The following is a 26,688-nucleotide window of genomic DNA, read 5'->3' on the forward strand; positions in this document are numbered from 1 at the left end:
ACGCCCGGGATGCGGTCCAGGCCCTCGGAGCCGTCGACGGTGAAGCCCTGGACGTCCTCACCGAACTCCGCGCCGTGACCCACGTAGTACTGGGCGGCGTATCCGTCCGCGAACTCAGGGAGCACCTCGGTGAGTTCGGGGTGAATCGTGGCGCAGTGGTAGCACTCCATGAAGTTCTCGATGATGAGCTTCCAGTTCGCCTTCACGTCGTAGGTGATCCGCTTGCCGACGGAGAGGTTCTCGATGCCGTAGCGCTCGATCGACTCGACGTCACCGAGGCGGGCGACGATCTCGCCGATGACGTCCTCCTCGAAGGAGGACGGGTTCTCCGCGAGACAGACCCAGACATAGCCGAGCCACTCGCGCACGGCCACGCTCACCAGGCCGTACTCGCTGCGGCCCACGTCGGGCATCTTGGTGAGGTTGGGCGCCGCGACGAGCTTGCCGTTCAGGTCGTACGTCCAGGCGTGGTACGGGCACTGGAAGGCCCGTTTCACCTCGCCGGTCTCCTCGGTGCGGAGCTTGGCACCGCGGTGCCGGCACACATTGAAGTACGCACGGATGCCGTTGTCCCTCGTCCGGGTGACGAGGATGTTCTCACGGCCCACGTCGACGGTGCGGAAGGCACCGGGTTTCGCCAGCTCGGAGGCGCGCGCCACGCAGAACCACATGGTCTCGAATATGCGCTCCTGCTCCTGGGCGAAGATCCCCGGGTCCGTGTAGGAAGAGCCGGGGAGAGTGGCGATCAGGCTGTCCGGCAGGCTGGTCGAGGTCACGGTGCACTCCTCGGAGAACGTCGTGGAGGGGTCATTCACGCGCCGGGAGGAGCGACTCCGGACGGCGTCGTACAGGGAGCAACGTTGCGTGCGATGTGCGGCCGCGGCATGGGACGCCACGGGGACGGCATCAAGACGCGGTGCCGGCGAGTTGCTTGCGCCGGCGCATGAACAACCGCGGCTGGTTCATCCCGAGCACGGCGACCGGATTCCCGGCCCGCCGGTAGACGGCGAGGATGTCGCGGTCGTCCGCGGCGCCCGCCTCGATGGTGACGCTGTCCGCGCCGGCCGCGTGACCGGCGAACTGGATCTTCACTCCGTACTGGTCGGACCAGAAGTACGGCGGCCGGGGCACACCCGGCTCGATCGCGCCGCCCGCCAGCAGCGTGGCGATCGCGGCGTCGGGCCGCTCGCGCGCGCCGGTCCAGTGCTCGACGCGGAGATGACGGCCCGCGCGCGGGTCGTACCAGTTGGCGCAGTCGCCGACCGCGACCACGCCGGCCAGGCTGGTGCGGCCGTCGGCGCCGCACTTGACGCCGTTGTCGAGGGCGATGCGGGAGCCCTCCAGCCACTCGACGCACGGGCGTGCGCCCACACCGACGACGACGATGTCGGCGGGGAGGGTGCGCCCGTCCTCCAGCAGGACGGCGTCGACGCGGGTCTCCCCGCTCAGGCCCTTGACACCCACGCCGCACTCGAGCCGTACGCCGTGGTCGGCGTGGAGGCCGGAGACGACGGCGCCCATGGTCTCGCCGAGCGGCCCGGCGAGCGGCGTGCGGGCGGCCTCCACGACGGTGACGTCGAGTCCGAGGGCGTACGCGGTGGAGGCGACCTCGGCTCCGATGAAGCCTCCGCCGATCACCACCAGCCGTCCTCCACGGGCCAGTCCGTCGCGCAGCGCGCGGGCGTCGTCCAGGGTGCGCAGGGTGTGCACTCCGGCCAGGCCTTCGGCGCCGGGGAGAGTGCGCGCCGCGGCGCCGGTCGCGATGACGACGCCGTCCGCCGGTACCTCCCGTCCGTCGGCGAGCCGGATGACACGCCGTGCGTGGTCGAGTCCGGCGGCCCGGACGCCGAGCAGCCACTGGGCCCCGAGGTCCTCGTCGTCCGTCTCCAGGGCCAGGTCGGCCTCGCCGAGCGTGCCGGCCAGGAACTCCTTGGACAACGGGGGCCTGTCGTAAGGGCGGTGGGGCTCGTCCCCGATGACGACCAGCCGGCCGTCGTAGCCCTGCTTGCGCAGTGAGCGCGCCGCCGACAGTCCGGCCAGCGAGGCGCCGACCACGGCGACGGTCCTCACGCGGGACCTCCGGCGAGCCGGGCTGCGACGCAGGGCGGCAGGTTGGGCGCGTCCGTGGACAGCCGGACGTGGATCACGCCGTCCTCGACGACGACCTCGTGCGTCCGGACCGGGAGCTTGGCCGGCGGGGCGTCGACCGCGCCGGTCCTCAGGTCGAACTTGGAAGCATGCAGCGGGCATTCCACCTCGCAGCCCTCCAGCCAGCCGTCGGCGAGCGACGCGTCCTGGTGGGTGCACGTGTCGTCGATGGCGAAGAGCTCGCCGTCGTCGGTGTGGAACACCGAGACCGGCGGATCGATGTCGAGCCGGTAGGCCTCGCCTCGGGGGAGATCCTCGAGACGGCACGCGGGAATCATCATCACACCTCGGTGCGTATAACGAAACGGATTGCAGTGAGCGCAACATCAGTCTGAGGTCGCCCCGGAACCCCTGTCAAGGCGTTCAGGGGCCGCGCCGAGCCCGGTTTTCCCGTCGCGCGCCGTTGCGCAGTAGAGAACGCAATTCACATGGAACAACAACGGCCCGCCGCTCGGCTCACCGTGGAAGCGAGCCGAGGGCGGGCGTGCGAGGGGCGCCGGGGGCGTCAGAAGCCGCGGTCGAGCCACTCCTGAAGGTGCGGGGCCTCGGCGGCGACGGTGGTCGTGTCCCCGTGTCCGGTGTGCACGACGGTTTCTCCCGGCAGCGTCAGCAGCCGGTCCCGGATGGACTCGATGATGGTGGGGAAGTGGCTGTACGACCGCCCTGTCGCCCCAGGTCCGCCGGCGAACAGCGTGTCACCGCTGAAGAGCGCCGCCAGGGCCGGGGCGTACAGGCAGACCGCGCCGGGGGCGTGGCCGGGGGTGTGCAGTACGGTCAGCTCGATGCCGGCCACCGCGACGACCTGACCGTCGGTCAGTTCGGCGTCCGGCGCCCTGCCGGGGTGGGTCTGCTTCCACAACGGCAGGTCGTCCGGGTGGAGGAGGACCGGGGCACCCGTGCGCTCGGCGAGTTCGGGCGCGGCGTCGATGTGGTCGTTGTGCGCGTGCGTGCACACGATGGCGCGCAGGGTGCGCCCGCCGACGGCCGCGGCGATGGCGCCGGCGTCGTGCGCCGCGTCGATGACGATCGCCTCGGTGTCGTCGCCGACGATCCACACGTTGTTGTCGACGTCCCAGGTGCCGCCGTCCAGCGAGAACTGCCCCGAGGTGACGAGGTGGTCGATGCGGGCGGCCATCACAGGACCACCACCGAGCGCAGCACGTCGCCGTGATGCATCCGCTCGAAGGCCTTCTCGACCTCATCGAGCGCGATGGTCTCCGTGACGAAGGCGTCCAGGTCCAGCCGGCCCTGGAGATAGAGGTCGACGAGCATCGGGAAGTCCCTGCTCGGCAGGCAGTCGCCGTACCAGGAGGACTTGAGCGCGCCGCCGCGCCCGAAGACGTCCAGCAGGGGCAGTTCGAGCTTCATCTCCGGGGTGGGCACGCCGACCAGGACGACCGTGCCGGCGAGGTCGCGGGCATAGAAGGCCTGCTTGTACGTCTCCGGGCGACCGACCGCCTCGATGACGACGTCGGCGCCGAAGCCGCCGGTCAGCTCGCGGATCGCCTCGACGGCGTCGGCGTCCTTGGAGTTGACGGTGTGGGTCGCGCCCAGCTTCCTGGCGGTCGCCAGCTTACGGTCGTCGATGTCCACGGCGATGATCTTCGCCGCGCCCGCGAGGTGCGACCCGGCGATCGCCGCGGCCCCGACACCACCACAGCCGATGACGGCGACCGAGTCGCCCCGGCCGACGTTCCCGGTGTTGATGGCCGCGCCGATGCCCGCCATCACGCCGCAGCCGAGCAGCCCGGCGGCGGCGGCCGACGCGGTCTGGTCGACCTTCGTGCACTGCCCGGCCGCGACCAGCGTCTTCTCCGCGAACGCGCCGATGCCCAGCGCCGGCGAGAGCTCGGTGCCGTCCAGCAAGGTCATCTTCTGCTTGGCGTTGTGGGTGTCGAAGCAGTACCACGGCCGCCCGCGCAGACAGGCCCTGCACTGACCGCACACCGCACGCCAGTTGAGGACGACGAAGTCGCCAGGGGCGACATCGGTGACCCCCTCCCCCACCGACTCCACCACGCCCGCGGCCTCGTGGCCCAACAGGAACGGGAAGTCGTCGTTGATCCCGCCCTCGCGATAGTGCAGATCGGTGTGGCAGACCCCGCAGGCCTCGATCTTCACCAGCGCCTCACCCGGACCCGGGTCGGGCACGATGATCGTCTCCAGGCTGACGGGGGCGCCCTTGCCCCGCGCGACGACAGCACGGACCTGGTGCGTCATGGCCACTCCTCGGCTGATACGAGTCTGATCAGATGTTGCTCATTACGGCACGCATCTCATGCTCCGCAACGCACTACAGCATCCTGGAGTGCCGACCAGGGGTCAAGGACTCAACCGCGACAGCAGCCGCCACCCCATATGTCACAGATCGATTCCGATGCCGATCGAGAGCCCGACGGCCGGTACGGGAGGGCTTGACGGCGGGACACAAGGGGTGTTCGCTGTTGCGCCAACAGCGAACAATTGCCTATTACGCAACACGCCTCCGATCCTGCACCGCCACAGCACCAGGCGGTCCGACCGACCATGCCCCAGCCCGACGAACGAAGGAAAGAGAGCATGGCAGCTCCCCAGATGGCGAAATCGCCAGGTGACACCTCGGATCAAGAGAAATCGGGGACCCGCTTCCCCTCGACGTCGATCGCACCGCGTGTCTTCTGGCCGTCCGCGATCATCATCGTTGCCTTCGTGCTCTACGCCACGCTCTTCAAGAACTCCGCACAGGACGTCATCAGTACGGTGCAGGAGGAGATCATCAGTGGCCTCGGGTGGTACTACACCGCCCTTGTCTCGCTCTTTGTGATCTTCGCCCTCTGGGCCGGGATCGGCCGCTTCGGTGACATCAGGCTCGGCAAGGACGACGAGCGGCCCGAGTTCAGCATGGCCTCGTGGCTGGCGATGCTGTTCGCCGCGGGTATGGGTATCGGGCTCGTCTTCTGGGGTGTCGCCGAGCCGTTGAACCACTTCGTCTCCCCGAGGCCGGGCGTCGGCGAGGGCGAGGCCGCGCGGAGCGAGTTCGCCATGGTGCAGACGTTCCTGCACTGGGGAATCCACCCCTGGGCCATCTACGTCGTGGTCGGCCTCGCCGTCGCCTATGCCGTGCACCGCAAGAACCGTCCCATCTCGATCCGCTGGGCTCTGGAGCCACTCTTCGGCGACAGGGTCAAGGGCGCCTGGGGCGACGCCATCGACACCGTCGCCATCGTCGGCACGGTCTTCGGCGTGGCCACCTCGCTCGGCTTCGGCGTCCTGCAGATCTCGTCGGGGCTCGGCTTCCAGGGGTGGGTGACCGCCACCGGCACACCCCTGCGCATCGTCCTCATCATCGGCATCACCCTGCTCGCCACCATCTCCGTGGTCACGGGCGTCGGCAAGGGCATCAAGTGGCTGTCGAACATCAACATGGGCCTGGCCGGCGCGCTGATGGTGTTCGTCCTCGTCGCGGGCCCGACGCTGTTCATCCTCAACGGCTTCGTCGAGGACATCGGCGCGTATCTGCAGAACCTCCTCGCGCTGAGCTTCGAGACCGGCGCCAGTCAGGGTGCGGAAGGCACCGCGTGGGTCAACGGCTGGACGGTCTTCTACTGGGGCTGGTGGATCTCCTGGGCTCCGTTCGTCGGCGTCTTCATCGCCCGTATCTCCCGCGGCCGGACCGTTCGTGAGTTCGTGACGGGCGTGCTGCTGGTACCGACTCTGCTGACCTTCTTCTGGTTCGCCGTCTTCGGCGGCTCGGCGATCCACCGCGAGACAGTCGGTGGCGGCGGCCTGGTGGGCGCGGACGGCGCGGTCGGTACGGACAGCGCGCTCTTCCAACTGCTCGACACCCTGCCGGGCGGCGCGTTCGTCGCCGGGGCGGCGATCCTGCTCATCGTGCTGTTCTTCGTCACCTCCTCCGACTCCGGCAGCTATGTGGTCGACGTGCTGGCCTCCGGTGGCAACCCGGACCCGCCGAAATGGAGCCGCGTGTTCTGGTGCGCCGCCGAGGGAGCCGTGGCCATCGCACTCCTCGTCGCCAGCGGCACGGGAACGTCGTCGCTGTCCACGCTGCAGACGGCGGCGATCATCACGGCGCTGCCCTTCAGCCTGGTGATGATCGGGATGTGTCTCGCCACGGCCAAGTCCTTCCGCCGCGAACACCACGCCTATCTGGCCGCTCAGCGGAAGAAGCAGGAGGAACGGCTCGTCGACCGGGCCGTCACGGCGATCGAGGAGGGCCTGGAGAACGGGGCTCCGTCGAACGGCGCCAAGAGCGGCCCGGTGGACGCGCCCATCCCGTAGCGGCAGACGCCGCATACGCGCAGTCGTCAGCCCCGGTAGGCCTCCTGGAGCGGTGCTCCAGGAGGCCTACGCTCCTCAGCTCCTCAGCTCCTCAGCTCCTGCGTTCCCTCCGATCCCTCCGATCCCTCCGATCCGAAGGAGGAAGTGCGTGCTCGGTTCCCGCTCCGCACGACACGCGGACCACGCCGGTGTGCGCGGCGGCGCACAGCAGCTGTCTCCCCTCGCCCGCTTCGGCGACCTCGTCGCCACTGATCTGCGGGATGTCACCAGCGACCCCGCGGCCCTGGATTCGACCGGCTTCTGGGCGGTGGTCGCGGGCTTCGAGGGCCGACTGGTCTGCGCCCGCTTCGGGGATGTACGGCGCGAGCCCGTCCCCGCCCCACGGACCGGCGCCTGGCGCGGGCCCGCCGCCGGTGACTGGACCTCCTCGCTCGACCGCGCCGCGTACACCGCGGGCGTACGGCGCATCCGCGAGCGCATCGCGGCCGGCGAGGTCTACCAGGCCAACCTCTGCCGGGTGTTGACCGCGCCGCTGCCCGAGCCTGAGGGACTGCCCGCCGACGTGGACGCGCTGACCGCGTTGCTGGCCCGGGGCAACCCGGCCCCGTACGCGGGTACGGTGCGGCTGCCCGCCCACGGCGTGGAGGTGGCCACCGCCTCGCCCGAGCTGTTCCTGCGCCGCGCCGGGCGGCTCGTGGAGTCCGGGCCGATCAAGGGCACCGGACGGACGGCGGCCGACCTGTCGGAGAAGGACCGCGCCGAGAACGTGATGATCGTGGACCTGGTCCGCAACGACCTGGGCCGTGTCTGTGCCGCGGGCTCGGTGACGGTCCCCGCGCTGTGCGCGGTCGAACAGCATCCCGGCCTGGTGCACCTGGTCTCCGCTGTGCGCGGCGAGCTCGCCGAGGGCGCGGGCTGGCCAGAGCTGTTGGCGGCCACCTTCCCGCCCGGCTCCGTCAGCGGTGCCCCCAAGCCGAGCGCGCTCCGCGTCATCGCGGCCCTCGAAACCGCACCCCGCGGCCCGTACTGCGGCGGCATCGGCTGGGTCGACGCCGACCGTGGCACCGGCGAGCTGGCCGTCGGCATCCGCACCTTCTGGATCGACCGGCCGGCGATCGCCGGCCCCGTGCTGCGCTTCGGCACCGGCGCGGGCATCACCTGGGGCTCGGACCCCGAGCGCGAGTGGGACGAGACCGAACTCAAGGCGTCCCGGCTGCTCACGGTGGCGTGCGGGGCCGACGTCAGCGGCAGCTGAATCCCTCGTCGACGCGTCCACCAATGGGGCCGGGTGCCTCGTCGTGACGACAGGGCCCACGGTGGCCCTTGTGGAAGACGGCGATCTCGGCGCCGCCGTCGGGGCCGTCGCGACCACCCGGGCTTGGTGGGCACGGCCCCGGGTGGCGGGTCACACTCCGGCAGCCGGTTCCAGCCGGACCACGATCGACTTGGACGTGGGGGTGTTGCTGATCGCCGCCGTCGAGTCCAGCGGCACCAGGACGTTGGTCTCCGGGAAGTACGCCGCGCAGCAGCCACGGGGCGTCGGGTATGCGACGGTGCGGAAGCCGGGTGCCCTCCGCTCCACCCCGTCCTCGTACTCACTGACGATGTCGACGAGGTCTCCGTCGGCCAGACCACGCGCGGCGAGGTCGCCCTGGTGCACGAACAGCACCCGGCGCCCCTGATGGATCCCGCGATAGCGGTCGTCCAGTCCGTAGATGGTGGTGTTGTACTGGTCGTGCGAGCGCAGCGTCTGCAGCAGCAGGCGGCCCTCCGGGACGCGCGGGAACTCCAGTGGGTTCACGGTGAAGTTGGCCAGGCCCGTCGCGGTCGTGAACCGGCGCTCGTCGCGGGGCGGGTGGGGCAGGGCGAAACCGCCCGGCAGCCGTACCCGGGCGTTGAAGTCCTCGAAGCCGGGGATCACGCGCTCGATGCGGTCACGGATGCGGTCGTAGTCCGCCTCGAAGTCCTCCCACGGCACCTGTGGGCCTGCCTCCCCGAGGGCGGCCCGCGCCATACGGCAGATGATCGCGACCTCGCTCAGCAGATGCTCGGACGCGGGGGCGAGCCGCCCCTGCGAAAGGTGCACCATGCCCATGGAGTCCTCCACCGTCACCTGCTGAGGCCCGCTCGGCCGCAGGTCGGCCTCAGTCCGGCCGAGGCACGGGAGGATGAGGGCCTGCTCCCCGGCGATGACGTGCGAGCGGTTGAGCTTGGTCGAGATCTGGACGGTGAGGCGGCAGTTGCGGAGCGCCTGCTCGGTCAGCTCGGTGTCGGGGGCCGCGGCGACGAAGTTGCCGCCGAGCGCGACGAAGATCCGTACGTCTCCGTCGCGCATGGCGCGGATGGTCTCCACCGCGTCGTGACCGTGGTGCCGCGGCGGCGTGAACGCGAACTGGGCGCCGAGCGCGTCCAGGAACGCGTCGTCGGGCTTCTCGTAGATGCCCATCGTGCGGTCGCCCTGCACGTTGGAATGGCCGCGCACCGGGCACAGGCCGGCGCCCGGGCGGCCGATGTTGCCGCGGAGCAGAAGGAAGTTGACGACGTCCCGGATGGTGGGCACGGAGTGCTTGTGCTGGGTGAGTCCCATCGCCCAGCAGACGACGATCTTCTCGGCGGCCAGCACCTGGCGGAAGGCGGCCCGGATCTCCTCCTCGGGCAGACCGGTGGCCTCCAGGATCTCCTCCCAGGAGGCCTTGCGGGCCTGCTCGGCGAAGTCCTCGAAGCCGTGGGTGTACCGCTCGATGAAGGAGGCGTCCAGGCAGGTGCCGGGTGCCGCGTCCTCCGCCTCCAGCAGCATGCGGTTGAAGGCCTGGAACAGCGCCTGGTCCCCACCCAGCCTGATCTGCAGGAACTGATCCGCGAGCCGGGTACCGCCTCCGATGATGCCGGAAGCCCGCTGGGGGTTCTTGAACCGCAGCAGGCCGGCCTCGGGCAGCGGGTTGACCGCGATGACGCGGGCGCCCCTCCGCTTGGCCTTCTCCAGCGCGGAGAGCATGCGGGGGTGGTTGGTGCCGGGGTTCTGGCCGACCACGAGGATGAGATCGGCCTCGTACAGGTCCTCCAGACGCACACTCCCCTTACCGATGCCGATGGTCTCCGTCAGCGCCGAACCGCTCGACTCGTGGCACATGTTGGAGCAGTCCGGCAGGTTGTTGGTGCCGAAGCCCCGGACGAAGAGCTGATAGAGGAACGCGGCCTCGTTGCTCGCCCGTCCGGAGGTGTAGAAGGCGGCCTGGCCGGGGTGGTCGAGCGCGGCGAGTTCGCGGGCGATCACGGCGAACGCGTCGTCCCAGGAGATGGGCTCGTAGCGGTCGGCGCCGGCCGGGCGGTACATGGGGCGGGTGAGGCGGCCTTGCTGCCCGAGCCAGTAGTCGGTACGGGGCAGCAGATCCTCCAGGGAGTTCTCGGCGAAGAAGTCCGGGGTGACCCGGCGAACGGTGGCCTCCTCGGCCACGGCCTTGGCGCCGTTCTCACAGAACTCCGCCTTGTGCCGGTGCTCCGGCTCGGGCCAGGCGCAGCCGGGGCAGTCGAAGCCCTCCTTCTGATTGACCCGGAGCAGAGTGAGCAGGCTGCGGCGGGCCCCCATCTGCTCGCCAGCGTGCTTCAGCGAGGACGTCACGGCGGGGATGCCCGCGGCGTACTCCTTCGGGGGCTCGACCCTCAGACGGCTGTCGCCGGGGTCCTCGACAGGTGGCTTGCGAGTCATCTGTAGCACTACTCCGCGGTGTAGGGACATCAGAGCCATACCGTGACCAATAGTTGCGCATCACACAACGGTAGCGTGATACGCAACATGAAAAGGGAAGCTCCAGAGCAGCCCCCTGTCAAGACCGAGCCTGCACCAGGCTCCGACGAAGGACCGGCCTGCGCGGTGAGCCCCCATCGGGACCCCGGACGGCGCGCGTCAAACAATATTGACAATCATTTTCATTTACAGGATGCTGACGAAGCCCCGCACCCGCCGCCCCGTCCTGCGGCCTGGGTGCGGGGACCACGCCACGTGATTCCTGGGAGCAGCATGTCGACATTCCGTAACCGCCGAGAATTTCTCGCCCTGGCCGGCACGGCCGGCACAGCCGGGGCCCTGGTCCTCACCGGCTGCGGGGCCGGCTCCGGCACCAGCAGCGGCTCGGCGGACGGCAAGGCGGAACCCAAGCGCGGCGGGCAGCTTCGGGCGCTGTTCACCGGGGGCGGCGAGGCGGAGACGATCGACCCGCACGCCGAGGCCCTGGCCATCGACATGGCGCGTACGAAGGCGCTGTTCGACCGGCTCGTGGAGCTGGACGGGAACATGGCGCCGGTGCCGAGGCTGGCCGACAGGTGGGAGGCCAACGCCGACGCGACGGTGTGGCGCTTCACCCTGCGGGACGCCACGTTCCACGACGGGAAGAACCTCACTCCCGAGGACGTCCTGTTCAGCTTCGGCCGCATCCTCGACCCGAAGGCGACCAACCACTTCGCGCAGGGCCTGCTGTCGGTCATCGACCTGAAGAAGAGCCGGGGTGTCGGCAAGAACACCGTCGAGCTCCAGCTGAGCCGACCGAGCGCCGAACTTCCGGCCCTGCTCGGCACCTTGGGCACGGCGATCGTCAGCGCCCGCTACTCCGACCCCGCCAAGCCGATCGGCACCGGAGCCTTCCGGCTGAAGTCCTTCCAGGCCGGCCGCTCCTTCGTCGCCGAGCGCTTCGACGACCACTGGGACGGCGGCGCGTACGTGGACGAGCTGCGGATCCTGTCCGCCGACGCCGACGCGCGCGGCAACGCGCTGCGCGCCGGTGAGGCGGAGTACGGCTACGAGATGACGCCGACCTTCGCCCGTACCGCACAGGCCGACAAGTCGGTCCGGATCATCGCCGCCAAGGGCAGCACCGCCCACGCCATCGTCATGAAGTGCGACCAGGAGCCCTTCAGCAACCCCGACGTGACGCTGGCCTTCAAGCTGCTCGCCGACCGGGAGAAGCTGGTCGAGGTCGTCCTGGCGGGCCAGGGCGTGGTCGGCAACGACATGTTCGGCAAGGGCTACCAGTACTACCCGCAGGACATCCCGCAGCGGAAGCGCGATGTCGAGGAAGCCCGCGCCCTGTTGAAGAAGGCCGGCGTGCTCAACAAGCCGCTGTCCATCTACACCTCCTCCGTCGCCAACGGCTTCGTGGAGGCGGCCACCCTCTTCGCCGAGCAGGCCGCCGACGCCGGGCTGCGCGTGAAGGTCACCACCGGCTCATCGGAGACCTACTTCAAGGACCAGCTGACCAAGGGCGTCATGGGCAGCCACCGCTCGGGCGCCATGACCGTCCCCACCTACATCAACGACCGTCTGCTGACGAAGTCCGCCTTCAACGCCTCCGGCTGGCGCCGCGAGGACTTCGACGCGACCTTCGCCAAGGCCCAGTCCACGACGGACGAGGCCGAGCGCACCAAGCTGTACGGGCAGCTCCAGCGGACCATCCACGAGGAGGGCGGTCTGCTGATCTGGGGTCACCCGGACTGGCTGAACGCCGTCTCCTCCCGCGTGCGCGGCGTCAAGGAGGCCCCGCCCAACACCCTGGACTCCGCCCGCTTCGACAAGGTGTGGCTGGCCTGATCATGCGCGGGTACGCCCTGCAACGGCTCGCTGTCGGAAGCCTGCAACTGGCCCTGCTCGCGGTGCTGGTGTTCGCTTTGACGTCGCTGCTGCCCGGTGACGCGGCCGATGTCCGCAACAACGAGGACGCCACGCCCGAGCAGGTCGCGGCGCTGCGCGAGCAGCTCCAGCTGGACCGGCCGGCCCTGGAACGCTTCACGGACTGGGCGCAGGGCGTGCTCACCGGCGACCTGGGCACCTCGCTCGTCAGCGGCGGCCCGGTGCTGGACATCCTGACCGATTCGGCCGGCCCCACCCTGGTGCTGGCCGCGGTGACCCTCGTGGTCGTCGTGCCGCTCGCGGTGCTGCTCGGCATCGCCTCCGGGCTGCGCGAGGGCGGGCGCCTGGACCGGGCGGTCACGTCCGTGACGCTCGCGCTCAACGCCGTACCGGACTTCCTGCTGGCGCTGCTGCTCGTGGCCGGCCTGTCGCTGAAGCTCGGCTGGCTGCCCGCGACCTGGGTCGGCGTCGGCGCGGCGGACCTCCTCGTCACGCCCGCGCTGCTGGTCCTGCCGGTCACGGTGGTCGCGGCCCGCATGATCTGCCTGCTGTCGCGGCAGGTGCGGGCCGGCATGGTGACGGTCCTCAGGGCGGACTACGTCGTCCAGGCGCGGCGCCTCGGCGTGCCGCGCCGGACGCTGCTGCTGCGCCACGTCCTGCCCAACGCCGCCGTGCCCGGGGTCCAGGAACTGGCCCGGGTGGGCGACAACCTGGTCGGCGGGGTGCTGATCGTCGAGGCGGTCTTCGCGATCCCCGGTGTGGCGACCGCCCTCGTCCGTGCCGTGGAGGCCCGCGACGTGCCCACCGTGCAGGGCCTGGCCCTGGTGGTGGCGGTGGCGGCCCTGCTCTTCAGCCTGGTGGCGGATCTGGTCTGCCATCGACTCGTCCCACGAACGGAGGTCCTTCGGTGAAGGCCGCGGCCATGCCCAGAGTGTCGGTCGGCGCGCTGCTGCTGGCGCTGCCGCTGGGTGCCGCCCTCTTCGGGCCGCTCGTCGCCGGTCCCGCCGCGCCGGGCGCGTACGCCCCGTACGCCCCCGGCGGGGGCGAGAACCCGCTGGGGACGGACGGGTTGGGGCGTGACGTGCTCGCCCTGCTCCTGCACGGCGGGCGCACCGCGCTCGGCATGGCGCTCGGCGCGGTCGCCGTCGCGTACCTGGCCGGCGGACTCATCGGTCTGCTGGCCGCCACGGCCCGCCGCCGCTGGGTCGACGAACTGCTGATCCGCCCCCTCGATGTGCTGCTGCCGCTGCCCACGCTGCTCGTGATCAGCGTGATCGCGGTGGGCTGGCGCGGCTCACCCGTCGCCATCACCCTCGCGATCGCGGCCGTCAACGTCCCGCCGGTGGCACGGGTGGTGCGGGCCGCGGCCCTGGACGCGGCGAGCAGTCCCGTGGCCGAGGCACTGCGGGTGCAGGGCGAGTCCCGGCTCCGTATCCAACTGGACTACGTGGCACGCTCGGTGCTCTCCCCGGTCGCCGCCGACATCGGCACCCGCGTCACCCTCGCCGTCTTCCTCGTCGGCTCGGCCAACTTCCTGGGCCTGGGCCTGAATCCGACGGCTCCCGACTGGGCGGTGAGCATCTCGCGCAGCCGCGAGGGCCTCCTCCTCCAGCCGTGGGCCGTACTGGCGCCCGCCCTGATGCTCGTCATGTTCACCGTGGGGCTCAATCTGCTCGCCGACCGCCGGCTCGCCCGCTCCCGCCGTACGCAGGAGGCCGTCCGATGACCCCGATCGTCTCCGTGCGCGGACTGACCGCGCGGGCCGGGGACACCGTGCTCCTCGACGCGGTCGACCTCGACCTGCACGAGGGCCGGGTCACCGCGCTCGTCGGCCCGTCCGGCAGCGGCAAGACCACGGCCGCCCTCGCCCTGCTCGGTGAGGCCGGTCCCGGGGTGCGCCTGACCGGCCGTGTGTCGGCCGACGGCGTCACCGTCGTGGACGAGGACGGCATCACGCGGGCCGCCGCCGGGCTGCGCGGGCGGGTGGTCGCGTACATGCCCCAGCACCCGGGCAGCGCCCTCAACCCGGCCCGCCGCACGGGAGCCGTCCTCACCGAGCTCGCCCGCCTGCACCACTCCGCCTCCGCCGGTACGGCAGCCGTCGCGGAGGCGCTGAACGGCGCCCAGTTGCCGCCGGGCCGGGACACCGAGCGGCGCTTCCCGCACCAGTTCTCGGGCGGGCAGCGCCAGCGCGTGGCACTCGCCCAGACGCTGGTGTGCCGCCCCCGGGTGCTCGTACTCGACGAGCCGAGCACCGGCCTGGACACGGTGACCCGGATGCGGCTGGCCGGAGAGCTGGCGGAGCTCGCCCGCACGGGACTGGCGATCCTGCTCCTCAGCCACGACCACGACCTGGTCCGGGCCCTGGCCGACCACGTGGTCGTCCTGCACCACGGACGCGTGACCGCGTCGGGCAGCCCCGTAGACGCCCTGCCCGCCCGGCGCGAGGTGGCCACCGCGCGACACACACCCCCGCGCCGGTGACGGGCCGCCGGTCCTCGACGTACGGAACCTCTCCGCGCACCTGCACAGCCGCCGGCGGGGCCCCGTGCTGCACGGGGTCGACGTCCAACTGCCGGCCGGGGCCTGCGTGGGCGTGGCCGGGCTGTCCGGCAGCGGCAAGACCACCCTGGCCCGCTGCGTCGCCGGACTCCACGAACGCCACCGCGGCGACGTGCTGCTGGACGGCGCCCGGCTGCCGGTGCTGCGCCGCCGCACGGCCGAGCAGAAGCGGCGGGTGCAGTACGTCTGGCAGGAGGTGCGCTCCTCCTTCGACGAGCGGCGCCCGGTCGCCGAACAGGTCGCCCGGACCGCCGTACGGCTGCGGGGACTCGCACCCGACGAGGCGAGGCACGCGGCCCTCCGGATGCTGGACCGTCTCGGGCTCGCCGCCGACACCGTCGCACGCCGACCGGGCGGCCTGTCGGGAGGCGAACTGCAACGTGCGGCGCTCGCCCGCGCCGTACTCGCCGAACCCGACGTCCTGATCAGCGACGAGATCACCACCGCCCTGGACGCCGACGCGACCGACGCGGTCCTCGCCGAGCTCGCCGCCCTGCGCGAACGGCACGGCACCGCGCTGCTCTGGGTCAGCCACGACCTGGAACTCCTCGCCGCCGTCGCCCATCACATCGTCGTCATCGACAGCGGACACGTCGTCGAGACCGGCACGCCGCAGCAGGTGCTGCGTGCCCCCCGGGCCACCCTCACCCGGCAGCTCGTACGCGCCATGGATCTCGGTACGGCACTCAAGGCCACCGATCTGGCCGCCCCGTCCGTCTCCGGCGCCTGAACGACTCACGACCCACCACATCCCCGACTACGGAGGACACATGACCGACCGGACCGCAGCAGGCGACACGGCCGCGCAGGCCGACGCCCGGGCGCTGCTCGACGCGCTGCCCGAGACACTGCCCCGGGACGAGATCCTCGCCATCAACAGCTCCAAGTCCGACATCCATACCCACCGCGGCTACGCGTACAACGGCTGGACGTTCGACCTGCCGCCCGGCGTCTTCACGCCCGGCGACACGAGCCGTATCGTCCACGACCGGCTGCTGGACGGCACCATCCCGCTCAAAGGCCGGTCGTACGCGGCCATGGGCGTCGGCCTCGGCGTCGAGGCCGTGATCGCGGGCACGGCCGGCGCCCGCGAGATCTACGCCGCCGACGTCCACCCGGACAGCGTCGCCACGGCCACCGCCCACTACGAGCGCATCGTCGGACACCGCCCGGACACCGCCTTCCACCCGCTGGTCTCCAACCTGTTCGAGGAGTTCCCCTCCTCCGCCCGCCTCGACGTGATCACCTTCAACCCGCCCGCGGTGAGCGTGCAGACCAGCGAGGACCCGACGGTGGTCCGCAACGTCTGCGTGGGCGCCGAGATCGTCGTCCGCTTCTTCGACCAGATCGTCGACCGGGACCTGCTCGCACCCGACGGCGAGATCTACCTGATCGTGTCCAACACCTCGGAGCTCAGGCGCATCGTCGCGTACGCCGTCGACGCCGGGTTCCAGCCGGAGATCCTGCACCGCCAGACCTGGGAGGGCGACAACTGCCAGGCGTACTTCTTCAAGCTGTACCGCCGTCCTGCCGCCTGACCAGGAGGAGAGAGACATGCACGAGCACATAGCGGAGGCCGTCAAGGAACCCGATGTGGTGACCGTCCCGCCGGGAGCGATCTGTCTGCGCTTCGAGACCATGAAGCTCTACTCGGCGCTCGGCGCCGTACGCCACCTGCTGGAGACCGGGCAGGTGAAGCCCGGGGACACGCTCGTCGACAGCTCCAGCGGCATCTACGCCCACGCGCTGGCCCTCGCCTGCCACCGCTACGGACTGAACTGCCACATCGTCGGCTCCACGACGGTGGACCGCACGCTCCGCGTCCAGCTGGAGATCCTCGGCGCCACACTCGAACAGGTCCGGCCGTCCAAGAACCTGCGCCTGGACCAGAACCTGCGCGTGGAGCGCATCGGCGAACTGCTGCGCGAGAACCCCGGCTACCACTGGATGCGGCAGTACCACGACTCGATCCACTACCTCGGCTACCGCGACGTCGCCGACCTGATCGGCAAGGAGGTCCCCGAGGGCCCCCTGTCCATCGTCGGAGGGGTCGGGACCGGAGCCTCCACCGGCGCCATCGCCACGTACCTGCGCGAGGCGGGCCGGGACGTCACGCTCGTCGGCGTGCAGCCCTTCGGCAGCGTCACCTTCGGCGCCGAACACGTCTCCGACCCCGACATGATCATCGCGGGGATCGGCAGCTCGATCCCCTTCCAGAACGTCCGCCACGACCTGTACGACCGCATCCACTGGGTCAACTTCGACTACGCCATGTCCGGCGCCGTCGAACTCCTGCGGGCCAGCGGCATCTTCGCCGGCCTCTCCGCCGGCGCCGCCTACCTGGCCACGCTCTGGGAGCGCGAGCGCGACGACTCCCGGACCTACGTCTTCCTCGCCGCCGACACCGGGCACCGCTACGTCGACAGCGCCTACGCCAACCACCCCAAGGCCATCGGACTCGGCTCCATGCGGCCCCACGAGGTCACGACGCAGGACGAGCTGCGGCACCCCTGGTCGGCGATGGACTGGCCACCGAACGACAGCGCGCTGCTGCGCGGCGAACCGCTGCTGGTACCGGGCGCGGTCTAGCCTGCCCCTCCTTCGCTTCGTACCACCGTCTCCGTCCTGAAAGGTGCCCGTGCCGTGACCCTCGGCGACCTGCGCACGCGTGGCTTCGTCCTGCTTCCCCGGCTCTTCAGCCCCGCCGAGACCGCGGTGCTGGGTGAGGTCGCGGAGTCCGGATTCGCGCAGGTGACGGAGCAGGCACGCGCGGGGAGATCGCAGGTGACCACGTGGCCGGACGGGCACCGGCTGGAGACGGTGGACGGCGCGACCGTCCACTGGGAGCCGGACGCCCGGCCGCCCGTGGTGCGCAGCCTGTCGCCGGTCACGCATGCGGGCCGGGGGCGGCTCCGGGTTCCGCCGGCACCAGGACTACCCGTACTGGTACTGCTGCGCGGGTCCCGCCGCGAAGGACATCGCCACCGCGATGATCTTCCTTGACGAGGTGACGGTGGAGAACGGCGCCCTGACGATCGTCCCGGGCAGCCACCTGGCCGGGCCCGTGCCGCGTGACCGGGCCGAGCCCACGGGGCTGCTGGTCGACGCCGCGCGGACCGACGTCGGCGGCGCGGTGCGCGTCGAGGCCCCGGCCGGCTCCGTACTGCTGTTCCCCGGCCTCATCGTGCACCGCTCCGGCCCCAACACGACGTCGCGGGACCGCCGTTCCCTGCTGCTGTGCTTCCAGCCCGACGGGCGTCCGCCCCTCGCGGAGCTGCCGTACCGCTCGGAGCGGCTGGCCGACCTCCCCTGATCCCCCCCTCACTCCTCATCCATCAACCCCCGGACGAAAGAACTCGACATGTCCACCTCGCAGCCGCACTCCGTGGCAGACCTCCAGCAAGCGGTTCTCGACGGCATCTACGGGCCGCCACCCCAGGAACTCGCCGTCACCAGCGCCTTCTGGCTCCACCACACCACCCGGCTCGCCGGCAGCCAGGTCACCTACCGCAACCACTACCTGCTCCTGAGGTCCGGGGACGCCTTCGGAGCCTCTTCCTTCGAGGCCGGAGCCCTCGCCCCCGACTTCTGCGCGGACGCCTCCGGCCACACCCTCGACACCCTCATCCGGCGCGAGTCGGCGCCCGTGCGCATCGCCGCCCTCGACGCCTACCTCGGTCGCGTCCAGCCGCATCGCAGCGCGCCCGCCGCCGAAGCCGTCATCCTGCCGACCGGCACGCCCGAGACCCGGGCCGAGGCCAGGGACGCGGCCGTCGCAGGTCTGCTGGACACCGCCCCCGGCGCCAAGGTCGCGCTCATCGGCGTCGTCAACCCGCTCGTCGCCGCGATACGCGAGCGGGGCGGCACCCCGCTGCCCTGCGACTTCAACCTGCGCACCACCAACTGGGGCGACCCCGTCACCGACGACATGAACCAGGTCCTCGCCGAGGCGGACGCCGTGGTCGCCACCGGCATGACGCTCAGCAACGGCAGCTTCGACGTCATCCTGGAGCACTGCCGCAAGCAGGAGATCCCACTGGTGGTGTACGCGCAGACCGGCAGCGCCGTCGCGCGTGCCTTCCTCGGCGCGGGCGTCACCGCGCTCTCCGCCGAGCCCTTCCCGTTCTCGCAGTTCAGCGCTGACGAGACCGCGCTGTACCGGTACCGGGCGGCAGGCGCGTGAGCAGCGAGACCAAGGGCCCCGGCCCGGTGGACATGGACAAGGCGGCCGACGAGGCCACGCCGGAGCCGGCCGCGGGCACGGAGGCCGTACCGAGCGACTGGAAGATGACCCGCCTGCTGTGGCCGCTCATGCTCGCCTCAGCCGTCGGACTGGTGCCCTTCACGATCTACGGCACCTTCCTCGTCCCCATCGCCGACGCGGCGGACGGCGGTGTCGCCGCGCTCGGCCAGCTGCGCGGTCTGGGCGGCCTGGCCGCGCTCGCGGTGGGAACCGCCCTCGCGCCCCTGATCGACCGCGTACGCAAGGAATGGGCGGCTGCCGGCGGGCTCGCCGTGCTCGCCCTCTCGGCGGCACTCGGCGCCACCGGCGAGTTCCTGTTGCTGGCGGCGTTCTGCCTGCTCGTCGGCGCCGGTACGGCCGTGCTCAACCCGGCGCTCACGGCGGCGGCGGCCGACCGCTTCGACAGCGACGCGGCCTCGGGCCGGGCGGCGACCCTCATCACCGCCACCCAGTCCCTCACAGCACTGCTCGCCGCTCCCCTGGTCGCGCTGCCCGCCGTGCTCTGGGGCTGGCAGGGCGACCTGTGGGCGATCGCCGCCATCGCGGCCGTACTCGCCGCGTACTTCTTCCTCCGAGGCCGCCGTTCCCACGAGGCCGGACGGGAGAGCTCGAACGCCGCCGGCAAGGCGGACCGGCCGGGCTACCTGGCGTCGTTCAGACTGCTGGGCACGCTTCCGGGCGTGGTGCCGCTGCTCTTCGTCGCCATGCTGCGGACGGCGGCGTTCATGGGGTACCTCGCCTACCTGGCGGCCTTCTACGACGAGCGCTTCGCGCTGTCACCCGGGCCGTTCGCCATCGTCTGGACGCTGAGCGGTACCGCGTTCTTCCTCGGGAACCTCTTCGCCGGGCGTCTGTTGAGCGCCGACCGGCCGAAGGTCCCCACCGAGCGGCTGATGACGCTCGCCCTGCTGGTGGCACTGGCAGCACTCGCGGGCGTGTTCCTCTCCCACTCCCTGTTCCTCGCCCTCCCGCTGACCGCCCTCGTCGGCGCCGGCCACGCCACGGTGGCCGCCTGCGTCACCACGCTCCTCGTACGCCGCTGCGGCTCCCTGCGCGGCACCGCGCTGAGCATCAATTCCGCCGGCATGAGCCTCGGCGTGTTCGTCGGAGCCGGTCTCGGCGGCGTGGGACTGGCGCTGGGCGGCTTTCCGGGCACGGCCGCCGCGCTGGGCGCCCTGACGCTGGCGGCTGTCGTCTTCGCACGTGGCGCCGCCCGCCAGGGATACAAGAGCAAAGCCCAGGCCGCGTAACCGTAACCGGAGCGGAAGCGCGNGTCGACGCGCGCAGCCACACCGCCCACCTCGAAGAAGCAACGCATTGACCAGCAGGGGGTCCGTTGTGACCGCACAGGCGGCATCGGGCAGCCGCATGACGCGACAGCGCGCCGCGGTCGTGCAGGCGCTTGCCGACTCCGTCGACTTCGTGTCCGCCCAAGAACTCCACGCCTTGATGGCCGAATCGGGTATACGCGTCGGCCTCACCACCGTCTACCGCGCCCTGCAGGACCTGGAACGCACCGGAGGGGCCGACGTCGTACGCGACGAGGTGGGCGAACGGCTCTACCGGCGCCGGCTCGACCCCGAGCACCGCCACTACCTCATCTGCCGCTGCTGCCGCCGCAACGAGCCCCTCGACACCGAGGCCGTCGAGCGCTGGGTCGCTCTTGTCGCACAGACGACCGGCTTCGCCGCGGTCGAGCACACCCTGGAACTGACGGGTGTATGCGGCAGGTGCCAATGAACGCGGTCGGTCCATCACCGGGGCGCGCCGCCCGGGGCGATCAACCCCGTCTCGTAGGCGAAGACGACGGCCTGGACGCGGTCGCGCAGGTCCAGCTTCGAGAGGATGCGGCCGACATGGCTCTTGACCGTGGTCGGGCTGAGGAACAGCCGGGAGGCGAGTTCCGCATTACTGAGGGCCGTCGCGAGCAGGCGGAGCACCTCGAGCTCGCGCGGTGTCAGGCCGGACAGATCGCGGTGCGGGGCGATGGTCTGCGGTTCGTCGTGCTGGGCGAAGCGCTCGATCAGCCGACGAGTGATCGTGGGCGCGAGGAGAGCGTCGCCGGTCTGCACCAGGCGTAGGGCGGCGACCAGATGTTCGGGGGTGACGTCCTTGAGCAGGAAGCCGCTGGCGCCGGCTGTGAGCGCGGCGTAGACGTTGTGGTCGAGGTCGTAGGTGGTGAGGATGATGACCCGCGTTCCGTCCGGGCCGGCGTCGCCGATGATGCGCCTGGTGGCCTCGATGCCGTCCATCTCCGGCATCCGGATGTCCATGAGGACGACGTCGGGCCGCGTACGGCGGACCGCTGCGACAGCCTCGGCCCCGTCGGCCGCCTCGGCCGTCACTTCGATGCCGTCCGCGGCCAGGATCATCTTGAAACCGGTGCGTACAAGAGCTTGGTCGTCGGCGATGACGGCACGCAGCGGTGGCTGGTCCTTGTTCATGCGGTGCTCCGCGGGATGCGGGCCGTGACCCGGTAGCCGCCGGCGTTTGTCGGCCCGGCCGTCAGCTCGCCCTTGTAGACGGCCAGCCGCTCGCGCAGCCCCATGTGGCCACGGCCGTTGCTCTGCACCGGCGGGGACTCCTCGGCGCCGCCGGTGTCCGTGATCTCGATCTCCAGACAGGCGTCGGTGTAACCGATGGCGACGGACGCCTGCGCGCCGCGCGCATGTTTGATCGTGTTGGTCAGCGCCTCCTGTACGACGCGGTAGGCCGCGAGGTCCAGCCCCGGTGGCAGCGGATCCGGCGGCAGCGACACCCCGACGCTCACGGGCGTACCGGCGGCGCGTACGCGTGCGACGAGCGCGTCGAGCTGTGCGAGCCCGGGCTGGGGCTCCAGGCTGTCGGGCCTCTCGTGGTCCGGAGCGGCCAGCAGGCCCATCACGTGGCGGAGTTCGGCCATGGCGGCCCGACCGCCCGCCTCGACGGCCAGCAGTGCCTCCTTCGACTGCTCGGGCGCCATGTCCATCACTTTGCGCGCCGCGCCGGCCTGGATCACCATCACGCTCACATTGTGGGTCACCACGTCGTGCAGTTCGGCGGCAATGCGGGCACGCTCCTCCTCGACGGCGCGGCGCGTGGCCTCCGCCTGAGCGGCCTGCAGTTCTGTCACCTGGTCCCGGCTGGACGCCAGCCGCAGTTGCAGGAAACGGACGAGGCTGGCCAGCATCCCGGCCACCAGGAGCACGAATCCTGGGCTGGACCATCCGGGGAGCACGGGGTCCGCGTGACGGAAAGCGAAACCGGACAGCGCGGCGGCGATCACCAGAACGGCCATCGCCGCTGTCCGGTAACGGCTGTATACGACGGCGCTGTAGGCGCCGATGACACAGGCCAGGACGGTGATCCAGGAGGCGGAGCTGCCGATGGCCAGTGCCGCGCCCAGCACCACCGCGAACAAGGTCAGCGGATACCGGCGCCGGGCTGCCAGCGGCAGCGTCGACAGGACGACCAGGCCCCAGGGCACGGAGGAGGGTTCTTCCTCCTCGGGCACCTGACCAGGGTCGGGCGGCGAGGGCGGGGCCGGGACCCCGGTCCCGACGTCCACCGCAGGGGGGCTGCTGTTCACCGGCCCGTCGCCGGGATAGCGCACCGCCACGAACAGGGCGATGACGGTCAGTACGACCGCCAGCACCACATCGGCGCGCACCGCTCGCCGGGACAGCGGAGCGGCCTTCGCCTCCGGGCGTAGCGCGTCGATGAGCTGCTGATGCCGACTGCGCCGGTCTTCCGTCTCCATCCGTGCGTTGTGCTGCGCTCTCCGCCCGGCCCGCGTCCGCCTGTCCGGCCGGGGCGTTGTCCCGGAGGCCTCCTTCTCAGGTAGGACTCCGCAGCCGAATCCTCCGCGGGAAGGGCCTGATGTCAATTCCGCGGCCGACGCGCCCCCTACGCGGCACCCCTAGGTTCGCAGGACCGACAACGGCAAATGCCTCTCGTGACCGCAAGGATGGACAACTCGTATGCATCAAGTGATCGAACTGGAGGGTGTGGCGAAGCGCTACGACAGCGCCGGGGCGCCGGCGCTCGGACCGCTCACGCTCAGTGTCGCCAAGGGTGAGGCCCTTGCCGTGACGGGCCCTTCCGGCAGCGGCAAGTCCACGCTGCTGAACCTCGTCGCCGGCCTGGACAAACCGACCGACGGCGCCGTGATCGTGGCCGGGCGACGGATCGACCAGTTGAGCGAGCACGCCCTCGCCACGTTCCGTCGCGAGCACATCGGCATGGCATTCCAGTTCTTCAATCTCCTCGACGACCTCACCGTCACCGACAACATCCAGCTCCCGGCCCAGCTGACCGGGAGCAGCCGGCGCGCGGCCGCGGCCCGCGCGGGCGAGCTCATGGAGACGCTGGGCATCCAGCAGCACACCCGTGCCTACCCGGGCCGGCTGTCCGGAGGTGAACGACAACCAGTCGCGGTCGCACGGGCGTTGGTCAACCGGCCCGCGCTGCTGCTCGCCGACGAGCCCACCGGTGCGCTCGACACCGCCTCGGGCCACGACGTCCGCAACCTGCTGATGGATCTGCACCGCGCCGGACAGACCATCGTGCTGGTGACGCACGACCTGTCCCTCGCGGAGGCATGCGCGAGCCGCACGATCCACCTGGTCGACGGTCACGTCGCCCTCGACTCCTGCGCGCAGGCCGTCCGATGAGCCTGTTCGGTACCGGCGCGATGGGCCCGGGTCGTAGGTTCCGGGGTGGGCCGGCGGCGGGTGCAGACCGTGGTGATCGCCGTGGCCACGATGATGGCCGTGGCGTCGGCCGTGGTCGCCGGGTCGCTGATGGTCGCCGCGACCGCGCCCTTCGACAACGCCTTCAAGAAGCAGCGAGGTGCGCACATCACCGCGCAGTTCGATCCTGCCAAGGCGAGTGCGGCGGAGCTGGCGAAGACCGGGAAGCTGCCCGGCGTCGCCGCGAGCGCGGGACCGTACCCGTCCACGGCGGTCCGTCTGCTGGACCGTTCGGGCTTCCAGCTGCCGACGCTGACCCTGGTAGGGCGGTCCGGCCCTGACGGCGCCGTGGACCGGGTGGATCTGAAGTCGGGCCGGTGGGCGCAGAAGCCGAGCGAGATCGTTCTCGACGCGTCGTACGAGGGGCCCGCCATCGGGCTCGGCACCACCGTGAAGATGTCGGACGCCAAGGACACACCGCCCCTTCTGATCGTCGGCTTCGCCGTCTCCGCCAGTGAGACCGCCGACGCCTGGGCGCTGCCCTCGCAGGTCGACGCGCTGGCATCGAAGAGCAACCCCGTCGCGAGTCAGATGCTCTACCGCTTCGACTCCGCGAGCACGAAACAGCAGATCATCGCCGACCGGAAGAAGCTCGCCGCCTCCGTGGGACCTGGGGCGCTCCTTGGGACCCAGTCCTGGCTGGACACCAAGCGCGCCGCTGATCAGGGTGCGGCGGCGACCGTCCCGTTCGTGACGGCTTTCGGCGCGCTCGGCATCGTGATGTCGGTGATCATCGTCAGCAGTGTGATCAGTGGCGCGGTCGGCACCAGCCTGCGCAGGATCGGCATCCTCAAGGCCATCGGCTTCACTCCGCGCGAGGTCGTACGCGCCTACGTGGCCCAGGCGCTGATCCCGGCCGTCGTCGGCATCGCCCTGGGTGTCGTCCTGGGGAATGTCCTGGCCGTGCCACTGCTGTCCGACACCGAGTCGCTGTACGGCGGCGTCTCACTCTCGGTGGCCTGGTGGGTGGATGTCTCCGTGCCGGCCGCCGCCCTGGTCGTCGTGGGGCTCGCGGCGCTGATTCCCGCGCTGCGGGCCGGAAGGCTACGTACGGTGGAGGCCATCGCGGTCGGCCGGTCGCCGCGCACAGGACGCGGCCGGTGGGCGCATCGGGCGATGGGGATGCTTCCACTGCCGCGACAGGTGACGTACGGTCTCGCCACCCCCTTCACTCATCCGGTACGTACCCTCGCGATGCTGCTCGCGGTGGCGTTCGGCACGGTCGCGGCGACGTTCGCGGTGGGGCTGACCTCGTCCCTGAACGCGATCGGCACCTCCCAGGACCCCGAGAGCCGTGCCGCGGTCACGGTCACGACGACCAAGGCAATCGACGTCGCTCCTCCCCCGCCGCCTCCTGTAGGGGGCAAGGCGGAAGACCCGCCTCCCGTGGAAGACAGCGCGGCAAGCACGCCCGAAAAGCCCAAGGTCGCCGATCCGGCGAAGGTGCGGTCCGCCGTCACGTCACAGCCGGGCACGGAGTCGTACTACGGCAAGGCCCAGACCGAGGTCGCCGTGGCCGGGGTCACCGGCTCGATTCGGGCCGGCCTCTACGAGGGCGATTCGCGCTCCGGCAGCTACGAGATGCCTCCGGGCACTGGATCACCGGTAAGGGCCAGGTCGTGGTGCCCTCCCGCTTCCTGGAGAGGACCAGCACCAAGATCGGTGACACGGTGCGGGTGACCTACGAGAAGGAGACCGCGAACCTGCGGATCGTGGGCGAGTCCTTCGACACGTCGGGCAACCGCCTGGAAATCCACGCGGACATGGCCAACTTCGCGTCGGCCGAGCCCAGTACCTTCCTCGTCGAGACCAAGTCCGGCGTCTCCGCCGACGAATACGCCCAGCGGGTCGCCTCAGTCGTACAGCCACTGGGGGGCGACGCAACGACCGGCTCCGCTTCGGGGCAGGACGGTATCATCCTCATCATGTCCGCGATGGCGGTGCTGCTCACCCTCATACTGATCACCGTGGCCGGTCTCGGCGTACTCAACTCCGTGGTCCTGGACACCCGGGAACGCATCCACGACCTGGGCGTCTGCAAGGCGATCGGCATGACGCCGCGGCAGACCGTGGGCCTCGTGCTCGCCTCGGTGGCCGTGATCGGCGTGATCGGCGGGCTGATCGGCGTCCCTGCGGGGTACGCGCTGCACCACGTCGTCATGCCGGTGATGGGGCGTGCCGTAGGCACCAGCCTGCCGTCGCCCGTCCTCGATGTGTACGGGCCTTTCCAGCTCCTCCTGCTGGGGCTCGGCGGGGTCGTGATCGCGGTGCTGGGCGCGCTGATCCCGGCCGGCTGGGCGGCCAGGGCCCGTACGGCCACGGCGCTGCGCACCGAGTAGCGTCCGCCGGAGCGCGAGCCGCTGGGGGCCTGCCCGACGCTCCGTCGGGACCAGCGTCAAACGACGAAGCCGCAGGTCAGAGCCTCTTCGCAGCGGGCTCCAAAATCGCGACGCACTCCACGTGGTGCGTCATCGGAAAGATGTCGGCCTGAGCAAGCCGCGGAAAAGCCCAGGTCAGGGCCGCTTTCGCGGCTCGCCGCGCAGCGTGCGGGCGCCCAGAGCGTCAAACGAGCGTCACGGCCAACAGCCCGTCCCGCCTACCCGGGGCAGACCGAGCCGCCACAACCAGCTCCCCGGCCAGCTCCGCCCCACTCACCCAGACGCCGACTCCCTCATCTTGACCCGCGCCACTTCTCCGGCCGCCACAATGGACGCATGCCCTCCAGCTCACAGCACCCCGCACCCGCCCCGAGGGACCTCTCAAGCGCCGTCACCGAGGACCTCGCGATGTACCGGGAGAAGTTCCGGCGGCGTCTGCCGGAGTCGCTGGACGAGCTGCACGGGCCGACCCACGGGGTCGTGGAGCTGCCACTGCACATGGCCTGGTCGGGGATGACCTCGTACGACCTGGGCAAGCCTCGCCAGCGCATTGGCCTGTACCGCACCGTCCTGCACGAGGGCATGCACGACGACCTGCCCCGCTACCTCAACCAGGACCTGCTCCTCCATCTGTGGCCGGTCCTGCACACCCTCGTCGGTCGTACCGTGCGCGCCGTCTGGGAAGAGGCATTCCCCCAGCTCGCCTCCCGCACACGGGCAGCCGCGTGA

At 71.0% G+C, this 26,688-nt stretch carries 26 protein-coding genes; 18 read left to right on the forward strand and 8 right to left on the reverse strand.

Going from position 1 to position 26,688, the window contains the following annotated elements; all coding sequences use genetic code 11:
- From HTZ82_RS30100 to HTZ82_RS30120, 5 genes are all read right to left on the reverse strand, one after another.
- A partial coding sequence (locus HTZ82_RS30100) for an aromatic ring-hydroxylating dioxygenase subunit alpha (protein WP_175412565.1) occupies positions 1-776 on the reverse strand: 776 nt, incomplete at its 3' end.
- Positions 777-906: 130 nt separating this feature from the next.
- Entirely contained in the window at positions 907-2,070 is a 1,164-nt protein-coding gene (locus HTZ82_RS30105) for an NAD(P)/FAD-dependent oxidoreductase (RefSeq protein WP_175412566.1), read from the reverse strand.
- On the reverse strand, positions 2,067-2,429 hold the full coding sequence (locus HTZ82_RS30110; protein ID WP_175412628.1) for a bifunctional 3-phenylpropionate/cinnamic acid dioxygenase ferredoxin subunit: 363 nt from the start codon (positions 2,427-2,429) through the stop codon (positions 2,067-2,069). The genes HTZ82_RS30105 and HTZ82_RS30110 overlap by 4 nt, the downstream gene beginning before the upstream one ends.
- A gap of 224 nt (positions 2,430-2,653) precedes the next feature.
- Complete coding sequence (locus tag HTZ82_RS30115; RefSeq protein ID WP_175412567.1) at positions 2,654-3,283, reverse strand: MBL fold metallo-hydrolase; 630 nt, start codon at positions 3,281-3,283, stop codon at positions 2,654-2,656.
- The gene (locus HTZ82_RS30120; RefSeq protein WP_175412568.1) at positions 3,283-4,368 is read right to left on the reverse strand and encodes an S-(hydroxymethyl)mycothiol dehydrogenase; all 1,086 of its coding nucleotides are present in this window, start codon (positions 4,366-4,368) and stop codon (positions 3,283-3,285) included. The genes HTZ82_RS30115 and HTZ82_RS30120 overlap by 1 nt, the downstream gene beginning before the upstream one ends.
- A 354-nt stretch (positions 4,369-4,722) precedes the next feature.
- Between HTZ82_RS30120 and HTZ82_RS30125 the strand changes: the two genes are divergently transcribed.
- Both HTZ82_RS30125 and HTZ82_RS30130 read left to right on the forward strand, forming a co-directional pair.
- Positions 4,723-6,426, forward strand: a complete 1,704-nt coding sequence (locus tag HTZ82_RS30125) for a BCCT family transporter (RefSeq protein ID WP_175412629.1) — start codon at positions 4,723-4,725, stop codon at positions 6,424-6,426.
- Positions 6,427-6,616: 190 nt separating this feature from the next.
- Positions 6,617-7,681, forward strand: a complete 1,065-nt coding sequence (locus tag HTZ82_RS30130) for a chorismate-binding protein (RefSeq protein WP_175412630.1) — start codon at positions 6,617-6,619, stop codon at positions 7,679-7,681.
- Positions 7,682-7,831: 150 nt separating this feature from the next.
- On the opposite strand, the gene HTZ82_RS30135 is transcribed toward HTZ82_RS30130, so the two are convergent.
- Positions 7,832-10,132 carry an FdhF/YdeP family oxidoreductase gene (locus HTZ82_RS30135; RefSeq protein ID WP_175412569.1) on the reverse strand — a complete coding sequence of 767 codons (2,301 nt, stop codon included), beginning with the start codon at positions 10,130-10,132 and terminating at the stop codon, positions 7,832-7,834.
- Positions 10,133-10,444: 312 nt separating this feature from the next.
- Between HTZ82_RS30135 and HTZ82_RS30140 the strand changes: the two genes are divergently transcribed.
- The 12 genes from HTZ82_RS30140 (at position 10,445) to HTZ82_RS30185 (ending at position 20,591) form a co-directional block, all read left to right on the forward strand.
- On the forward strand, positions 10,445-12,007 hold the full coding sequence (locus HTZ82_RS30140) for an ABC transporter substrate-binding protein (RefSeq protein ID WP_175412570.1): 1,563 nt from the start codon (positions 10,445-10,447) through the stop codon (positions 12,005-12,007).
- Positions 12,008-12,009: 2 nt separating this feature from the next.
- On the forward strand, positions 12,010-12,957 hold the full coding sequence (locus tag HTZ82_RS30145) for an ABC transporter permease (RefSeq protein WP_175412571.1): 948 nt from the start codon (positions 12,010-12,012) through the stop codon (positions 12,955-12,957).
- An 11-nt stretch (positions 12,958-12,968) separates the two neighbouring features.
- Entirely contained in the window at positions 12,969-13,772 is an 804-nt protein-coding gene (locus HTZ82_RS30150) for an ABC transporter permease (protein ID WP_175412572.1), read from the forward strand.
- Positions 13,769-14,530, forward strand: a complete 762-nt coding sequence (locus tag HTZ82_RS32640) for an ATP-binding cassette domain-containing protein (protein ID WP_254712217.1) — start codon at positions 13,769-13,771, stop codon at positions 14,528-14,530. The genes HTZ82_RS30150 and HTZ82_RS32640 overlap by 4 nt, the downstream gene beginning before the upstream one ends.
- Before the next feature lie 64 nt (positions 14,531-14,594).
- Positions 14,595-15,338, forward strand: a complete 744-nt coding sequence (locus tag HTZ82_RS32645) for an ATP-binding cassette domain-containing protein (RefSeq protein WP_309235782.1) — start codon at positions 14,595-14,597, stop codon at positions 15,336-15,338.
- Between the two features lie 40 nt (positions 15,339-15,378).
- Entirely contained in the window at positions 15,379-16,146 is a 768-nt protein-coding gene (locus tag HTZ82_RS30160; protein ID WP_175412573.1) for a methyltransferase, read from the forward strand.
- Between the two features lie 16 nt (positions 16,147-16,162).
- Positions 16,163-17,197, forward strand: coding sequence for a pyridoxal-phosphate dependent enzyme (locus HTZ82_RS30165; RefSeq protein WP_175412574.1), 1,035 nt, complete (start codon positions 16,163-16,165; stop codon positions 17,195-17,197).
- 54 nt (positions 17,198-17,251) lie between these two features.
- Positions 17,252-17,611, forward strand: coding sequence for a hypothetical protein (locus tag HTZ82_RS31870; protein WP_217624772.1), 360 nt, complete (start codon positions 17,252-17,254; stop codon positions 17,609-17,611).
- Positions 17,502-17,921, forward strand: a complete 420-nt coding sequence (locus HTZ82_RS31875; protein WP_217624754.1) for a phytanoyl-CoA dioxygenase family protein — start codon at positions 17,502-17,504, stop codon at positions 17,919-17,921. Before HTZ82_RS31870 ends, HTZ82_RS31875 begins: the two co-directional genes overlap by 110 nt.
- A 48-nt stretch (positions 17,922-17,969) precedes the next feature.
- Positions 17,970-18,791, forward strand: a complete 822-nt coding sequence (locus HTZ82_RS30175; RefSeq protein ID WP_175412575.1) for a Rossmann-like domain-containing protein — start codon at positions 17,970-17,972, stop codon at positions 18,789-18,791.
- Positions 18,788-20,101, forward strand: a complete 1,314-nt coding sequence (locus tag HTZ82_RS30180) for an MFS transporter (protein ID WP_309235783.1) — start codon at positions 18,788-18,790, stop codon at positions 20,099-20,101. Before HTZ82_RS30175 ends, HTZ82_RS30180 begins: the two co-directional genes overlap by 4 nt.
- Positions 20,102-20,219: 118 nt before the next feature.
- The gene (locus HTZ82_RS30185) at positions 20,220-20,591 is read left to right on the forward strand and encodes a Fur family transcriptional regulator (RefSeq protein WP_175412576.1); all 372 of its coding nucleotides are present in this window, start codon (positions 20,220-20,222) and stop codon (positions 20,589-20,591) included.
- 14 nt (positions 20,592-20,605) lie between these two features.
- Here the strand turns inward: HTZ82_RS30185 and HTZ82_RS30190 are convergent, their stop codons facing one another.
- Complete coding sequence (locus HTZ82_RS30190) at positions 20,606-21,295, reverse strand: response regulator transcription factor (protein ID WP_175412577.1); 690 nt, start codon at positions 21,293-21,295, stop codon at positions 20,606-20,608.
- Positions 21,292-22,590, reverse strand: a complete 1,299-nt coding sequence (locus HTZ82_RS30195) for a sensor histidine kinase (protein ID WP_175412578.1) — start codon at positions 22,588-22,590, stop codon at positions 21,292-21,294. Before HTZ82_RS30195 ends, HTZ82_RS30190 begins: the two co-directional genes overlap by 4 nt.
- A gap of 220 nt (positions 22,591-22,810) precedes the next feature.
- Between HTZ82_RS30195 and HTZ82_RS30200 the strand changes: the two genes are divergently transcribed.
- The 4 genes from HTZ82_RS30200 to HTZ82_RS30210 all read left to right on the forward strand — a co-directional run bounded on the left by HTZ82_RS30200 (position 22,811) and on the right by HTZ82_RS30210 (position 26,688).
- On the forward strand, positions 22,811-23,503 hold the full coding sequence (locus HTZ82_RS30200) for an ABC transporter ATP-binding protein (RefSeq protein WP_175412579.1): 693 nt from the start codon (positions 22,811-22,813) through the stop codon (positions 23,501-23,503).
- Between the two features lie 69 nt (positions 23,504-23,572).
- Entirely contained in the window at positions 23,573-25,261 is a 1,689-nt protein-coding gene (locus tag HTZ82_RS32990) for an FtsX-like permease family protein (RefSeq protein WP_309235784.1), read from the forward strand.
- A complete protein-coding gene (locus HTZ82_RS32995; RefSeq protein ID WP_309235785.1) occupies positions 25,201-25,920 on the forward strand; it encodes an FtsX-like permease family protein in 720 nt (239 codons plus the stop codon). Before HTZ82_RS32990 ends, HTZ82_RS32995 begins: the two co-directional genes overlap by 61 nt.
- Positions 25,921-26,295: 375 nt before the next feature.
- Entirely contained in the window at positions 26,296-26,688 is a 393-nt protein-coding gene (locus HTZ82_RS30210; RefSeq protein WP_175412580.1) for a hypothetical protein, read from the forward strand.

It is taken from the genome of Streptomyces sp. TRM64462, assembly GCF_013362995.1.
Taxonomy (GTDB): Bacteria; Actinomycetota; Actinomycetes; order Streptomycetales; family Streptomycetaceae; genus Streptomyces.

Excerpts from the sequence above, each read along its gene's own strand:
- HTZ82_RS30110 (WP_175412628.1), bottom strand. The coding sequence starts at position 2,429 with ATGATGATTCCCGCGTGCCGTCTCGAGGATCTCCCCCGAGGCGAGGCC.
- HTZ82_RS30115 (WP_175412567.1), bottom strand. The coding sequence starts at position 3,283 with ATGGCCGCCCGCATCGACCACCTCGTCACCTCGGGGCAGTTCTCGCTG.
- HTZ82_RS30120 (WP_175412568.1), bottom strand. The coding sequence starts at position 4,368 with ATGACGCACCAGGTCCGTGCTGTCGTCGCGCGGGGCAAGGGCGCCCCC.
- HTZ82_RS30125 (WP_175412629.1), top strand. The coding sequence starts at position 4,723 with ATGGCGAAATCGCCAGGTGACACCTCGGATCAAGAGAAATCGGGGACC.
- HTZ82_RS30135 (WP_175412569.1), bottom strand. The coding sequence starts at position 10,132 with ATGACTCGCAAGCCACCTGTCGAGGACCCCGGCGACAGCCGTCTGAGG.
- HTZ82_RS30140 (WP_175412570.1), top strand. The coding sequence starts at position 10,445 with ATGTCGACATTCCGTAACCGCCGAGAATTTCTCGCCCTGGCCGGCACG.
- HTZ82_RS30145 (WP_175412571.1), top strand. The coding sequence starts at position 12,010 with ATGCGCGGGTACGCCCTGCAACGGCTCGCTGTCGGAAGCCTGCAACTG.
- HTZ82_RS30150 (WP_175412572.1), top strand. The coding sequence starts at position 12,969 with ATGCCCAGAGTGTCGGTCGGCGCGCTGCTGCTGGCGCTGCCGCTGGGT.
- HTZ82_RS32640 (WP_254712217.1), top strand. The coding sequence starts at position 13,769 with ATGACCCCGATCGTCTCCGTGCGCGGACTGACCGCGCGGGCCGGGGAC.
- HTZ82_RS30160 (WP_175412573.1), top strand. The coding sequence starts at position 15,379 with ATGACCGACCGGACCGCAGCAGGCGACACGGCCGCGCAGGCCGACGCC.
- HTZ82_RS30165 (WP_175412574.1), top strand. The coding sequence starts at position 16,163 with ATGCACGAGCACATAGCGGAGGCCGTCAAGGAACCCGATGTGGTGACC.
- HTZ82_RS31875 (WP_217624754.1), top strand. The coding sequence starts at position 17,502 with ATGCGGGCCGGGGGCGGCTCCGGGTTCCGCCGGCACCAGGACTACCCG.
- HTZ82_RS30175 (WP_175412575.1), top strand. The coding sequence starts at position 17,970 with ATGTCCACCTCGCAGCCGCACTCCGTGGCAGACCTCCAGCAAGCGGTT.
- HTZ82_RS30185 (WP_175412576.1), top strand. The coding sequence starts at position 20,220 with ATGACGCGACAGCGCGCCGCGGTCGTGCAGGCGCTTGCCGACTCCGTC.
- HTZ82_RS30190 (WP_175412577.1), bottom strand. The coding sequence starts at position 21,295 with ATGAACAAGGACCAGCCACCGCTGCGTGCCGTCATCGCCGACGACCAA.
- HTZ82_RS30195 (WP_175412578.1), bottom strand. The coding sequence starts at position 22,590 with ATGGAGACGGAAGACCGGCGCAGTCGGCATCAGCAGCTCATCGACGCG.
- HTZ82_RS30200 (WP_175412579.1), top strand. The coding sequence starts at position 22,811 with ATGCATCAAGTGATCGAACTGGAGGGTGTGGCGAAGCGCTACGACAGC.
- HTZ82_RS30210 (WP_175412580.1), top strand. The coding sequence starts at position 26,296 with ATGCCCTCCAGCTCACAGCACCCCGCACCCGCCCCGAGGGACCTCTCA.